Source organism: Thiomonas bhubaneswarensis (assembly GCF_001418255.1).
Lineage (GTDB): Bacteria > Pseudomonadota > Gammaproteobacteria > Burkholderiales > Burkholderiaceae_C > Thiomonas > Thiomonas bhubaneswarensis.
This window is the reverse complement of the sequence record NZ_LIPV01000005.1, coordinates 188,385-201,881: the sequence shown is the minus strand read 5'-3', so window position 1 is coordinate 201,881 and position 13,497 is coordinate 188,385. Positions and strand designations below refer to the sequence as shown.

13 protein-coding genes are annotated in these 13,497 nt (G+C 66.4%); 2 read left to right on the top strand and 11 right to left on the bottom strand.

Translation table 11 applies throughout. The features are described 5' to 3' along the window. Positions 1-45: 45 nt before the first annotated feature. From ASC45_RS08430 to ASC45_RS08385, 11 genes are all read right to left on the bottom strand, one after another. Entirely contained in the window at positions 46-633 is a 588-nt protein-coding gene (locus ASC45_RS08430) for a hypothetical protein (protein WP_141655762.1), read from the bottom strand. A 46-nt stretch (positions 634-679) separates the two neighbouring features. Continuing rightward, positions 680-841 (bottom strand): hypothetical protein, encoded by a 162-nt coding sequence (locus tag ASC45_RS15860; RefSeq protein WP_167344846.1) that lies wholly within the window; start codon positions 839-841, stop codon positions 680-682. Beyond that, positions 838-1,581, bottom strand: coding sequence for a COG4280 domain-containing protein (locus tag ASC45_RS08425; RefSeq protein ID WP_055450586.1), 744 nt, complete (start codon positions 1,579-1,581; stop codon positions 838-840). The genes ASC45_RS15860 and ASC45_RS08425 overlap by 4 nt, the downstream gene beginning before the upstream one ends. Beyond that, the gene (locus tag ASC45_RS08420) at positions 1,578-2,660 is read right to left on the bottom strand and encodes an ABC transporter ATP-binding protein (RefSeq protein WP_055450585.1); all 1,083 of its coding nucleotides are present in this window, start codon (positions 2,658-2,660) and stop codon (positions 1,578-1,580) included. Before ASC45_RS08420 ends, ASC45_RS08425 begins: the two co-directional genes overlap by 4 nt. A 3-nt stretch (positions 2,661-2,663) precedes the next feature. Then, positions 2,664-4,343, bottom strand: coding sequence for an ABC transporter permease (locus tag ASC45_RS08415; protein ID WP_055450584.1), 1,680 nt, complete (start codon positions 4,341-4,343; stop codon positions 2,664-2,666). Between the two features lie 64 nt (positions 4,344-4,407). Next, positions 4,408-5,430, bottom strand: coding sequence for an ABC transporter substrate-binding protein (locus ASC45_RS08410; RefSeq protein ID WP_082454324.1), 1,023 nt, complete (start codon positions 5,428-5,430; stop codon positions 4,408-4,410). After that, complete coding sequence (locus ASC45_RS08405; RefSeq protein WP_055450583.1) at positions 5,427-6,179, bottom strand: energy transducer TonB; 753 nt, start codon at positions 6,177-6,179, stop codon at positions 5,427-5,429. The genes ASC45_RS08410 and ASC45_RS08405 overlap by 4 nt, the downstream gene beginning before the upstream one ends. Further along, on the bottom strand, positions 6,176-6,583 hold the full coding sequence (locus ASC45_RS08400) for an ExbD/TolR family protein (protein ID WP_055450582.1): 408 nt from the start codon (positions 6,581-6,583) through the stop codon (positions 6,176-6,178). Before ASC45_RS08400 ends, ASC45_RS08405 begins: the two co-directional genes overlap by 4 nt. 90 nt (positions 6,584-6,673) lie before the next feature. After that, positions 6,674-7,390, bottom strand: coding sequence for a MotA/TolQ/ExbB proton channel family protein (locus tag ASC45_RS08395; RefSeq protein ID WP_055450673.1), 717 nt, complete (start codon positions 7,388-7,390; stop codon positions 6,674-6,676). Between the two features lie 82 nt (positions 7,391-7,472). Then, positions 7,473-9,836, bottom strand: coding sequence for a TonB-dependent receptor (locus ASC45_RS08390; RefSeq protein WP_055450581.1), 2,364 nt, complete (start codon positions 9,834-9,836; stop codon positions 7,473-7,475). Positions 9,837-10,014: 178 nt separating this feature from the next. Next, positions 10,015-10,716, bottom strand: coding sequence for a winged helix-turn-helix domain-containing protein (locus ASC45_RS08385; protein ID WP_055450580.1), 702 nt, complete (start codon positions 10,714-10,716; stop codon positions 10,015-10,017). A 108-nt stretch (positions 10,717-10,824) separates the two neighbouring features. On the opposite strand from ASC45_RS08385, the gene ASC45_RS08380 reads away from it, so the two are divergent. Both ASC45_RS08380 and ASC45_RS08375 read left to right on the top strand, forming a co-directional pair. Continuing rightward, on the top strand, positions 10,825-11,673 hold the full coding sequence (locus ASC45_RS08380; RefSeq protein WP_055450579.1) for a DMT family transporter: 849 nt from the start codon (positions 10,825-10,827) through the stop codon (positions 11,671-11,673). A gap of 109 nt (positions 11,674-11,782) precedes the next feature. Then, positions 11,783-13,489, top strand: coding sequence for a DUF1800 domain-containing protein (locus tag ASC45_RS08375; RefSeq protein ID WP_082454320.1), 1,707 nt, complete (start codon positions 11,783-11,785; stop codon positions 13,487-13,489). Positions 13,490-13,497 lie beyond the last annotated feature (8 nt).

The following is a 13,497-nucleotide window of genomic DNA, read 5'->3' as shown; positions in this document are numbered from 1 at the left end:
CTCTTGGACGGTACAGGCATGGCGTGATGCGGCATGGCGCCCGGCTCATGCCGAGCTGCGCTTGTAGCGCAGGAAGCGCGCCGATCTTTTCAAGGGCAAAAGGGAAGCTGCGGCAAGCAGAACGAGCGGAATGGCCGTGAGCAGACCTTGCGAGATGTGCATGGTGGAGACGTCGAAGAGCGCAAGGCCCAGAGTCGCTGCGGCAAGCAGCAGCAAGCCAGCGATGCGCAACTTCAGGTGCGTGACCGAGAAATGCCTGGCGAGGCAGGTTTCATAGTCGCGCTGTGTCAGCCGTTCGGTGATGCCCGGGCAGTCCTTCAGCAGGTGGTCGATGTGCCATTGCAGTGCGATGACGCCGAAAATGACCAAGCTCCCGATCAACAGGCCGCTGGCCTTGAGCAGGCTGGGCGGCAAAGGTGTGTACACGGCGGCGGGTGTCATGAGAAGCGCCAAGGCCAGCACCATCAGCGCACGCATGACGTTGAAGCCGACCCACAACTCGCGTCGCACCGCTGCCTCCTGTGCGGCGTCGCGCAGTTGTACCCCCGGGCCGCGCCACATCCTTGGGTAGAAGACCCTTCGCCCGTCGGACGAGGTACGGAACAGGCACTCGACTGCAACGTGAGGACGCATGGCGGATTCCTTTCAAGTCTTCGCGTACCCGTGGTCGTGCTCTGCTTCAGGCAGCCTGCCAGAACGCCGCTGCGATGAGCGCGGCGGCGAGCGTCCAGCCGCTGGCGGCGGGCAGCCATTGCGCTACGGCCCAGGCCAGGGCCACGGAGGCGGCCACGGAGGCGATGTTGCGGGCATCGCCGAAGATCAGTTGAAACACCTTTTTCATGCGCGGGCTCCTTGCGCGGCGGGTTGCGCAACGCGCAGTTTCAACGCGGAGAGTCTGCCCGCCGCGGCATACAGGGCGAACAGGATCAGCAGTGTGGCATCGCCCAGCGGCCAGACGCGGGCTTCGTCGAGAAGACCGCCCAGGCTCCAGAAGGTGCCGAAGGCCAGCAGGGCGCAGGCCACGGTGAACTTGAGGGTGTTTTCCGGCACCCGGGTCAGCGGAGCGCGCAGCACCAGGCCCGCGGCGATGACGGCCAGCAGCGCGGCCACGGCGCTGCCCGCAGCCTGACCGTAGCTGAGGGATCGGCCCAGTGCCACCACCAGCAGCCACACCTCCAGCCCTTCGAGCAGCACGCCCTTGAAGGCCACGGCCCAGGCCACTCGGGCTTCGGCGTGGTCGATCTTGTGGCGGGTTTCGGCGAATTCCTTGGCCTCGTCGTGCAGCTTGGTGCGACCGGCGTAGCGGCGGATGGCCTTGACATACCAACGCAGACCGAACAGCAACAGGAACAGGCCGATGGCGGCGCGGATGATGTCGATGTCGGCCTGCACCACGTTCAGTGCGGCGCCGGTGACGAGGATGAGCGCGGCCACCACGCCGAGCGCTGCGGCAGCCGCGCCGGTGGCGCGCGCCCAGCCGATGCTCAGCGCCACGGCAAGGACGATGGTGAAGGCTTCGACCCATTCGACGGCAGAGGCCAGAAAGATGGCGCTCATGGCGCCCCAGTGTGTTGCGGTCATGCGGGGTGTTCCTCGGTAGGTTCAGTGGAGCGTGCGGGGTAGATCAGCGCTTGCGCGCCGTTGACGTGAATCGAGGTGACGGTGCCCGGGGCGGTAGCGTGTTCGTCGGCCACGGGCAGGCGCAGCGATACGCCATGGAGGTCGAGGCGCAGTTCGGTCTGTTCACCGACGGTAACGCAACCGAGCACACGGGCCTGCGCTACGGCTTCGTTGCCACTGCCTTCAGAAAGACGCAGCGCCGCTGCGCGCAGGTAGAGCTGATACTGCCCGTCGGCCCGCGCGGCGGTGCCGTGTGGCAGATCCATCGCGCCCCACGGCGCCTGCAGCCGACCTGCGCGCAGGGTCACCGGCCAGGGGCCGTGCGCGCTGGTGAAGCGGGCGACGAAATCGGAGACGGGTTGGCGCAGCAGCTCGCGCGGGGTGCTGAGCTGCTGCAGCCGTCCCTGGTGCATCACGCCGACACGGTCGCCCAGTGCCAGCGCCTCGCGGTGGTCGTGAGTGATGTACAGCGCGCTGATGCCATGCGCGCGCACCACGCTGCCGATGCGCTCGCGAAGTTCCTCGCGCAGTCCGGCGTCGAGGTTGGACAGGGGTTCGTCGCACAGCAGCAGCCGGGGCTTGACGGCCAGTGCCCGCGCCAGTGCCACACGTTGCTGCTGGCCGCCGGAGAGGGCGTGCGGATGGCGGTCGGCCAGCGCGGCCAGGCCTACTTCGTCGAGCATGGCCAGCGCCTGCTTGTGTGCCGCGACGCGGCCCAGGCGGTGCAGCGGCAGGGCCACGTTGTCGAGCGCGCTCAGGTGCGGCCACAGCGCATAGTCCTGGAACACCATGCCGAGCTGGCGCTGCTCAGGCGGAAGAAAAGGGCCGCCAGCAGCGTCCACCAGAGTCTGCCCGAGCCGGATGCTGCCGCCGTCGAGCCGCTCCAGCCCGGCCACCAGACGCAACAGCGTGGTCTTGCCCGAGCCGGATGGGCCGAGCAGGCAGAGGATTTCACCTTCCTGCAACTGAAGGCTGACGCCATGCAGCGCGGTGTGGTGGTCATAGCGCTTGTGCGCGGCGTCGATATGCAGCAGGGACATGGTTCAGGTCTGGCCGATCTGGCGCCAGGTAGACGGAGTGAAACGCGCATACACCCAGCGCGCCAGCAGGGCGAAGGTCAGCAGCACGGCCATGCCCAGAACCTGGAGTCGGGCCTGCTGATGAAGCTGAAAGCCACCGGCGTATTGCAGCAACGCGACGGCCAAGGGCGGGTGACCCGCCGGGTACAGCAGTTCGGACGCCGGCAGCTCGAAGGCGATGGACAGCACCGCCAGCAGCCAGGCATAGAACAGCGCGCCCGACAGCAGCGGCAGATGCACATGGCGCAGGGTCTGCCAGCGTGAAAGACCATGCACCCGCGCGGCGTCGGCAAGCGAGCGGTGCAGTTGCGCCACCGGCCCCATCAACACCCGGCTGGTAGCCGGCACGGCCAGCGCCACATAGGCCATGCCCAGCAGCAGACTGCCGCCATACAGCGGGGCGTAGGGCTGGTTGTAGGCCTGCAGATAGGCGGCGGCCAGCACGATGAGCGGCAGCGCCATCATCGCCAGCAGCGCCACGTCGAGCACGCGGCCCACTCGACCGGGCCTGGCGATCAGCCAGGCCACGGGCAGGGCAATGGCCAAAGTGAGGGTGGCCGCCACCAAGGCCATCTGCAGCGAAAAGCGCACGGCGGCCAGCAGCGGCGGCATCGAGGCGGCAATCTGCTCCCACCCAGCGCGCGGCCAGGCTACCCCCAACGCGGCAAAGGTGGGCAACGCGAGCGCAAACAATGCCAGCGCCAGCAAAGCCGTGCCGTGCAGCAGTTGGTGGCTAGCCGACAGCCGTATGCGCGAGGCGGGCCGGTGCTTACCGCCGAGGGTCTGCATCTGGCTGGCGCGCTGACCTACGCGGTGCTGCAGGATGAGCGCCGGCACCACCAGACCGAGCAGCAGCCAGGAGGTGCTTGCCGCCAGCGGGAAGTTCAGCGGCATGCCGTTGACCGCCTGATAGATGGCGTAAGTGCCCATGGTGAAACCGCTGCTCGCGCCCAGCGTGGCGACGACGGCGAAATTGCGCAGCGACTCGGCGTAGGCGATGGCAAAGCCTGCTGCCAGCGCGGGCAGCAGGGCGGCGAGCGCCAGCCGCAGTCGCCACAGCCTGGACAGGCCATGCACCCGCGCCGCTTCCTGCTGCGCCGCGCTGGTATGACGCAAGCTGCCCTGCACGACCAAGTAGACATAAGGCACGACCTTGAGCACGAGGGTCACGACGATGCCCACCGGCCCGAGCAGCGCCTGCGCCGCATGCAGTGCCCAAGGCCATGCGGCCAGCGGGCCAATGGGCGCGGCCAGCAGCATCCAGCCCGAAGCGAGAAAGAAGTCGGGGAAGATCAGCAGCAGCCAGACCCCGGCCTCGATACCGCTGCGGCCGCGCAGATCGGTGCGCTCGCGCAGCCAGGCCAGCCACAGACCCAACGGCAGGGCCAAAGGGCCAACGGCGAACGCGACCCACAGCGAGTTGAACAGGGCATGGAGTTCATAGCCCTGAAAGGCATGTCGCAACGCCGCCAGCGTGGGCCGCAGATCGCCCTGCAGCAGGTGCGGCATGACGGCCGAGAGCAGGAAGCCCAGAAGCGGATAGACCCACAACGCGATGAACGCGGCAGCGGCCAGCAACAGGCCGAGGCGCCAGCCCCAGCGACGCAGCCCTGCGTGGCGAGGAACGGCGTGACCGGTCTGCATCGGCACGGACCGGGGGTGCCAGAGGGAGTCGGGTTGGCCGACGCTCACGTCTCGCCCCAGCCTTTCAGTGCACGACGTGGGCGTTGAACCATTCGATCACCTGCGGCTCTTTCGGCCCCCATACGGCGGGATCGAGCACCAGCGGCTGCACGGTGCCCAGCCGGGCCAGGCTGGGCAGGGGCCGGGTGCCCTGAAGCAGCGGCAGGTAGTTGGAATCAGCGTTGGTGTCGCCGCCCTGCATCGCGGCCTGCCCTGCGGGCGAGAGCACCCATTGGACGAAGCGCCGCGCCTGCTGTTGCAAGGGGCCGGAGACCTGCTTGCCGATGGCCAGGTCGGAGGGCAGCACGGTGGACGGTGCGGGCGCGGCGATGCGAAGTTGCGGCATCTCGTGCAGAAAGCCCAGCGCGGCCGAGCTTTGCACCACGGCGGCGTCGATCTGGCCATACTGCAGCGCCCGCAGGGTGACGCTGTTGGTCGGAAACACCTTCAGTCCGTTGGCCTTGAGATGCTCGAAGTAGGCCTCGCCAGCCCCTTGGCCCATGTGTTGCAGCAGCCCGGCGACCAGCGGGTAGGTGGGGCCGGAGATGGCCGGGTTGTCCATGCCCACCTTGCCGCGCAGCGCGGGCTTGGCGAGGTCGTCCCACGTCCTGGGCCAGTCGGCTTCGGCAAGGGCTTTGGGGTTGTAGAGGATGACCCCGGCGTAGGTCACGCCCACGGGTTGCCAGCAATGACTGCGCGGCACGAGTTGCTGGCCCAGGGCCGTGTAGGGCACGCCGGGCGCCCAGCCGCATTGCAGCAGACCCTGCGTGGCGAAGGTCTGCATGGCCTGGTTGCCGTCGAGCCAGAGCACGTCCCACTGCGGGTTGCGGCTCTCGGCCTGCACCCGTGCCAGTAGCGGGCCGGTGCTGAGATGCACGAGATTGACCGGCATGCCCGTGGCCTTGGTGAAGGCCTGCGCGACATGCTGGTCATACCCCATGGCGCCATACACAGTGAGGGTGGCGGCGCGAGCTGTGGTGAGGCCAACCCAGGCGATCGAGGCGACGGCCATCAGCCGCAGCGGCAGGCGGAGGAAGGCAGGTCTCATGAGTCGCTCAGATGGAATCGCACCCAGATGGTGAAGGCCAGGGTCTTGCCCTGAAGCTCCTTGGGTGTGGCAGGGTAGGGGGCGTTGCGCACGGCGTCCATCGCCGCTTTGTCGAGCAGGTCGGCGCCGCTGGAGGTGACCACGCGCAGGTTGCTCGCCACACCGTCGCGGAAGTCGAAGCCCACCAGAGTCTTGCCGGTGAGCTGCATCAGGCGTGCGGCCTGGGGGTAGTGCACCGCGGCCTGAATGGCGCTGCGCAGCTCGGCCTCGAAGGTGGCCTTGATCGAGGCGACGTCGGGCGCCGGAGGGGCGGGCGGTGGCGGCGGGGCGGGCGGCGTGGGCGCTGCCACCGGCATCGCCGGGTGGGTGTCCGGCGCCGGGGCGGGGGGCGCCTGCACCTTGGGCGTCGGCTCAGGCGCGGGCTGCGGCGGCGGAGGCTGCACCGGCTTGGGCCGCACGTTGTGGACGATGGGTTTGGGCTGAGGCTTGACCACCGGCTTCGGTATGGGTTTGGGCTCGGGCGGCTTGGGCACGGGCGGAGCGACGGTCTTGGGGGCAGGCTTGGGCGCTTCGAGCACGATCTGAATCGGCGGCGGTGGTGGCGGTGGCGCAGGGCGGCTGCTCCACCAGGCCACGGCGGCGATCAGGGCGATTTCGAGCAGCAGCGCGGCAAGCGTCGCCACTGGCCAGCGTTTGCCGTCGTCGGGCTCGTGCCACGCCGCAGGGCCTTGCGGCAGCACGGCGCTCATGATCCCTGCCCTCCCTCGGCTCGGGCGGCGAGACCGATGCGGGTGACCCCGGCCACGCGGCAGGCATCCATCACCGACATGAGCTGCTGCAGCGACACGTCCTCTTCACCCGCGATGGTGACCTGCAGGGTGTCGGTGTCGGGCTTGCTCTGGAGCAGCGCAGTGAGCTGTTGCGGCGAGAGTATGCGATCCTCGAAATGGATGGCGCCGTCCTTGTCCACGCCCAGGGTGATCTGCGGCTTGGGCATGGCCTGCGCGGTGGAACTGGTGGGCAGACGCGAGGTAATCCCGGCGTCGGGAATCATGTGCAACGTGACCATGATGAAAAACACCAGTAGGAAAAACATGATGTCGATCATCGGGATGATCTCGATGCGGGCCTTCTTGGTTTCGAAATACTTCATGGGCGATCCAGCAAAAAAGCCGCGACGAGTCCGTCGCAGCGCAAGCGTGCGAACTCCAGCGCACGCGATCTGGAGAGGTTCCGATGGATCTCAGGCCATCTTCTGCTGCAGCATGTTGGAAGGCTGCACGGTCGGCCGCACCGCCTGCCCGCCCTGCGCCACCACCACCGGCCGCACGCCGCCTTCGCGGTAGTGCGGGTACATGCGGTTCATCAGAATGACCTTGATGCGGTCGAGCTGGTGCATGACCAGACGCACGCGCTGATTCAGGGCGTTGAAGGTGATCAGGCCGACGATGGCGATGAACAGACCCGCCGCAGTGGCCACCAGCGCCTCGCCCACACCGGCGGTCACGGCATGGGTCTGCGCGCCCGGGTTGGACAGCGCGGAAAAGGTGTTGAACATGCCGATGATGGTGCCCAGCAGCCCGAGCAGCGGCGCCAGGGTGACGATGGTGTCGAGCGCCCACAGCCCGCGGTCGGTGCGCGGAGCCTGATCCATCACCGCCTCATCGAGCTGGGCGTTGAAGTGATCCAGCGGATCGTTCATGTCATGCGTCAGCGCCACGGCGGCGACCTGGGCGAAAGGGCTGGCCGGATCGCGCTTCACGAGAGCGTCCACGGCCTGGTGATCCAGATGCTTGTGGCTTTTGAGCGCGCGCACCCAGCTTTTGCCCTGGCCGAGCATGCGCGATAGCGCCCAGAAGCGCTCGATGCTCACCGCCAGTGCGATGAGCAGCAGCAGGGCCATCAGGTAAAGAATGCCACCGGACATGGCGGCGAGGTGAACGAGGTTGTCGAGGGTCATGATGATCTCCAGAAAATGCAAAACATCACAAGCTAGTCAAGGTTCGTGACATGGTGACGAACCCTGACCTGCAGGTAAGGTTTCACTGAAACGGCACGGAGAAATTCACCATGACGCTGCGCCCTGCGTTGGTATAGAAAAGCGGCACGTTCCCGCCCGTGTAGCCTGCGAGAGAGTTGATCTTGGTGTTGTTCGTCAGGTTGAACAACTGCACCCCGATCTTGGTGCCGTGCGGCACGAAACCGGCATCTTGCACGGTGTAGTTCAACGAGGCGTTGAGAATGGTGCTCGACGGAATCGCGTAGATGCCCACCGATTTGCCGCCGGCGTCGGTGCCGATGTCGCCATAGTTGGAGCCGATGTACTTGGCGATGAGCGACGCGTACCAGGGGCCACGGTTGTAGATCAGACCGGCCGCGCCCGTGGTCTTGGGCACGCCTGCAAGCTGCAGCCCGTCGGAATCCTGCTTGGCCTGGTTGTAGGCCGCATTGCCGTAGAGGCTGAATCCGCCGCCGACGTAATAGGTGGCTTCGATCTCGGCACCGCGATACTTCACCCCGCCCGCGTTGTAGAAATACTTCTGCCCGGCGACCGTGCGCGACTGCACCTGGTTGGTGAAGTCGATAGCGTAGAGGTCCCCGCTGACGGTCAGCTCCTGGGAGCGCCAGGTGGTACCCACCTGGTAGTTCGTGGTCTGCTCAGGCTCCACGCTGTTCGCACCGGTTTGCGGGTTCGGGATGTAGAACAGGTTTTCGTTCGGTGCCAGATAGCCCTTGGCCACTTGCGCGTAGGCACTCCAGTTCGGGGCAATGGCGTAGTGCAGCTCCACTGCGGGGAGCACCTTGCTCCAGGTCTGGGTGTAATCCAGTGGCTTCTTGGTCTTCTGCTCGACCGGCGCGTTGTCGTGACGCTGGAACCAGGCGTATTTCAGACCACCGCGCAGTTGTAGTTGCGGGGTGAGGTTCCAGTCGTACTGAATGTAGGGCTGTGCGGTGGTGAAGGTGCCGTTGATGAGGCGGTCTACCGCCTTGCTGATGCCGTTGGGATAGATGCCGGTGGCATTCCAGGCCTGGTTGTCGGAAAAGTCGATTTCCGAGTTGTAGCGATGGTAGGTCTGGTAGTTGAGCCAGACGCCGTAGTTCAGCGTGCCGGGGCCGATCTGTTGCTTCAGGCGCAGGATGTCACCCCAGTTGCGATAGTTCAGGTACATGTGCTGGCCGGGGATGTTGCTCGCGCCGTTGACGGTGCCGTTGGGGGTGTCCGCCCCCGCCGGAAAGGTGCCGTCGGGACTCAGGCAGTTCACCTGCCCATAGTCACAGCCGCCGCCGTTGGGGTCGAGGCCGTTCCAGCCCGAGTGGTAATAGGCGTAGGTGTAGAACTTGTTGTCGATCTGCACGCCGCCGAGGCGGGACTTCAGGCCGAGGTATTCGAAATCGGTCTGAAAGTCGTCGTAGTTGTACCCGGTGTAGGCCTGGCTCAGCGGATTGCTGCTCAGGCCGTAGTTCGGGCCGAACTTCTGAATCTGTCCGGGCAAGGTGCTGGTGTAAGGCGGTTTGCCGTTGTTTACCGCCACGTAGGGCGCGGATGTGGCGCCGACGATGGCCGCGTTACTGCCGCTGTTGCGGTTGACCATTGAGACGAAGGTCAGCAGCGAGTCGTCACCGATGGGCTTTTCGGCCTTGATGAACAGGTTTTTGCGTTCGATATTGGCACCGGTGAGATAACCGTCGCTCTGCAGCTGACGATAGTCGATGAAGGCGCGCATGTCGCCGTAGTTCTTCATCACGCCGGTGTCGAACTCGGCGCCCAGCATGCGAGTTCCGAAGCTGCCGACGCTGCCGTAAAGCGTGGTCTGCGGCTTGTCCAGCGGTTCCTTGGTCAACAAGGCAATGGTGCCGCCGAACGTGGCATAACCCACTGTGGAAGCGTTACCGGGACCACGGTCGACGATGACTTGGCCAATGTCCTGGGGCATGAAGTATTCGGCGGAGTGGTGGGTGAAATCGTTGGAGTCGCCCACCGGGACGCCGTCCCAGGTCAGGTTGTATTGACCGTCCTGGAAGCCGCGAATCGACAGCTCCTTGCTGTTGCCCAGACCTGGCCCGTTGGGCTCGATATCGACCACGCTGGGTGCGATGCTGACGATCTCGCTGTAGTTCGCGGTGGGAGCCTGGGTGTTCTCGATGTAGTGCTGGTTGATGATCGATTGCGGCTGTCCAGCCTTGAGCGAGCCTTGCGTGGGCGCCTGATGCACCGCACTCGCCTGCTTGGCTTGCTCGCGCTCGGCGGCCGTCTGGCCACTGCCTCCCTCGGCGCCAGCCTGCACCGTGCCGAGGTTGTCCGGCGCAGTCTGGGCATGGGCGCTGGCAAAGGGCAGGGCGATGAGTGCGGCCACGAGGGCCTGAGTCAGCGGGGTAGGCTTGAAGGTGTATCGATGGCGAGACATGACGGCTTGCTCCCTGGGGCAGTTGATGCACGAGTTGCGAATGCCGTCATTCCAAATTTCTGATATGTCCGTGGGGTTGCAAAAACCTGTCCGAAGCCTGTCCGTACCGGCCAAAGATGTACACAAATGTTGGCAGTGCGAATGCGTCTTGGCTTCGGCTTGCGCTGTCCGGGCTGCGTTACGTTGTGGCGGAGTCGTCGGTCGGCTCTGCCGCAGCAGCCCAGCGGTAGCCTGCGCCGTGCACCGTCTGCACGCGCTGGTCCAGGGCATGGGGTCGCAGATGGCGCCGCAGGCGGGCCACGGCGGTGTGTACCGTATCGGCGCGAGCGCGAGCGGGAACGTCCATCGCCAGACGCAGCTCCTGCGTGCTGAGCACTTCGCCGGGGCGCGCGCCCAGCGTCCATAACAGATGGAACTGCTGGGTGGGCAGCGGCAGGTGTTGATCGCCGATGCGCAGGCTGCGGGTCTGGCTGTCCAGTTCCAGACCGGGATCGAGCCGCAGGCCACCCTCGGGTTGCGGGGTGATGCGTTCGCGCAGCCGTGCAAGCTGGATGCGGATGAGCGCGGGAGGGCTGTCGAGCGGGAGCAGGGCGTCTGCGCCGGCCTTGAGCGCGGCCATGGCGCCGGGCGAGGCACAGTCCGGCAGAAAGACGATCACGCCGGGCAGTCGCCCGCCCACGCGCTGCCGCAGGCGCATCAGCCAGTTGGTCAGTGCGCCCACGTCTTCGCCGCTGGCGGCCAGCGCGGCCCAGGCGTCGCCGGTCTGCAGGCGTTGCAGCGCCTCGTCGGTCGCGACGGGCTGGCTGTTGCTGTCCAGGCAGGGCGCTTGGGCTGAGGAGAAGTGCAGCCGCAGCACAGCATGTTTGACGGGCGGATTCAAGGGAGCGGGGAAGGGGGCTGGGCGCCAGACGTGCACCCGCGCGGTAGTCTGCGCGCAGTGCGTGACGGTTTGATGATGGCACGGCACCTGCCACTACCATGCCTGCCGATGAAAAGCATCACACAAGCCAATCTTTACGCCCTCGGCGCCATTGCCCTGTGGGCGTCTCTGGCCACGCTGGGGGTGGCGCTGTCGCATGTGCCGGCGTTTGCCTTGACTGGGCTGGCGCTGATCATCGGCAGCATGCCTACCTGGAGTCATTGGCGGCAATGGCGGGTATCGCCTGCGGCGCTGGCGCTGGGGATCTATGGGCTGTTCGGCTTTCACTTTCTGTTGTTCATCGCCCTGCGCCACGCGCCGCCGGTGCAGGCCAATCTGGTGAACTACCTCTGGCCGCTGTTCATCGTGGTGCTGGCGCCGTTGCTGCTGCCCGGGTTGCGGCTGCGCCCGGTGCATGTGCTGGCCGCAGGTCTGGGGTTTTTCGGCGCGGGGCTGGCCATTCTGGGCGGACGTTCGGTGCAGGCGGCGTGGGCCTGGGGTTATGTGCCGGCCTTGGGGTCGGCGCTGGTCTGGGCCACTTTTTCGTTGGGCAGTCGCCGCATCGCCCAGACGGGACAGGGCTTTCCTACGGCGGCGCTCGGGCTGTTCGGCCTGATCTCCGGCGTGCTCGCGCTGATTTGTCATGTCTGGCTGGAGCCCGCGGTGCACCTGAGCGTGACGGATGCGCTGCTCATCGTGTTGATGGGACTGGGGCCGCTGGGCGGCGCTTTTCTTCTGTGGGACCGCGCGCTCAAGCTGGGCGATCCGCGCACCATCGGCGTGTTGAGCTACCTGACCCCGCTGGCCTCGACCCTGCTGCTGATCGTCCTGACCGGGCGCGCTCTCACACCCTGGGTCGGTCTTGCGGCCCTGCTGATTGTGGGTGCTGCGCTGTTGGCGGTACGCGCCAAGAGCTGAGGGATCGGGCGTTCGGCAGCAACTTGTTCTGGTTCGGTATATCGCCGTCATAACATTCGGTCACAATTAATCCCCCGTATTTGCGGGGTGGTGACTGAAGGGGGAAGCGATGACCGAACTGGCCTTGCAGGACGCGGAGGCGCAAACGCCGACTCGCCCGTCGCACGACGATGAAACGACGGCGCCTGCGGCTTACGCCCTGGGGCTTGCCGCGCTGGGCAGTCTGGCTCTGGCCGCTTGCGGAGGAGGCGGCTCGGGGTCGAGCGATGTCGGCCCCACGGCGGCCAAGCTGCCGCTGCCCACGCAGGCTCAGGCGGCACGTTTCGCCAGCATCGCCGGCACTGGCGCGACGCAGGCCGATATCGACGCGCTCACCGGCCGTGGCTACGAGGCCTGGCTCGACGCGCAGTTCAATGCGCCGCGCAGTCTTTCGCATTTCGACTGGCTGCTGGCCAAGGGCTATGGAGTGGCGGCCGACCAGTACAGTTTCAACGGCATGGACGCCACGATCTGGCGCAAGCTGTTGTCGTCGCCCGATGTGCTGCGCCAGCGGGTGGTGCTGGCCTTGTCGGAGATTTTCGTGGTCTCCATGACCGGGTTGAGCACCAGTTGGGGCAAATTCGCGCTGGCCGCCTATCTCGACATGCTGGAGGAGCGGGCCTTCGGCAGCTACCGCGACCTGCTCGGCGCGTTCAGTCTGTCGTGCGCCATGGGGGTCTACCTCAATATGCGCGGCAATCAGAAGGGCGACCCGAAGACGGGGCGCCAGCCCGACGAGAACTACGCCCGCGAGGTGATGCAGTTGTTCAGCATCGGCCTGCTGCAACTCAACCCCGACGGCAGCCCCAAAACCCTGGCCGACGGCCGGACGCAATACACCTACAACCAGGAGCACGTTACCGCGCTGGCCCAGGTGTTCACCGGATGGGACTTCAACACCACCAATGTCAACGCCGGCCCGGCCTTCATGCGCGAACCCATGCGCCACATCGCCGCGCGCTTCGCCACGGGCGACAAGAGCGTGCTGGGCGTGGCCATTCCCGCCAGTGCCGACGGGCCGACGGCACTGAACAAAGCCCTTGACGTGCTGGCAGCGCACGACAACGTCGGCCCGTTCATCGGGCGGCAGCTCATTCAGCGCCTGGTCTGTTCCCAGCCGAGCCCGGCCTACGTGGCCCGGGTTTCGGCCGTGTTCGCCAACAACGGCCAGGGGCAGCGCGGCGATCTGAAGGCGGTGATCCGCGCCATCTTGCTCGACCCCGAAGCGATCAACCCGCCAGCGGGGCCGGCCAGCGGCAAGCTGCGCGAACCCGTGCTGCGCCTCGTGCAGTGGGCGCGCACCTTCGGCGTAACCTCGCCCTCGGACGCCTGGGCGGTGGGCGACACCTCCAACCCCAGTTCGCGCCTGGGGCAGAGTCCGCTGCGCTCGCCGTCGGTGTTCAATTTTTTCCGTCCCGGCTATCTGCCGCCCGATTCGGCCCTGGGTTCCAACGCGGTCACGGCGCCGGAGTTTCAGCTCTGCAACGAAACCACCGTGGCCGGTTATCTCAACTTCATGCAGAGCGTGATCCAGAACGGCATCGGCGACCTCAAGCCCGACTACACCGCCTACTACGCGCTCGCCAACGATGCCGCGGCCCTGGTGAGCCGGTTCAATCTGCTGCTGGCCGGAGGGCGCCTGGGGGCGGATACGCAGGCTGCGATCGCCTCGGCGGTGGGCAGCATCGCGGCGACGACCGACTCGGGGCGTCTGAACCGCGTGCGTGCAACCATCCTGCTGGTGATGGCTGCTCCCGAGTATCTGATCCAAATCTGAGGGCGAGC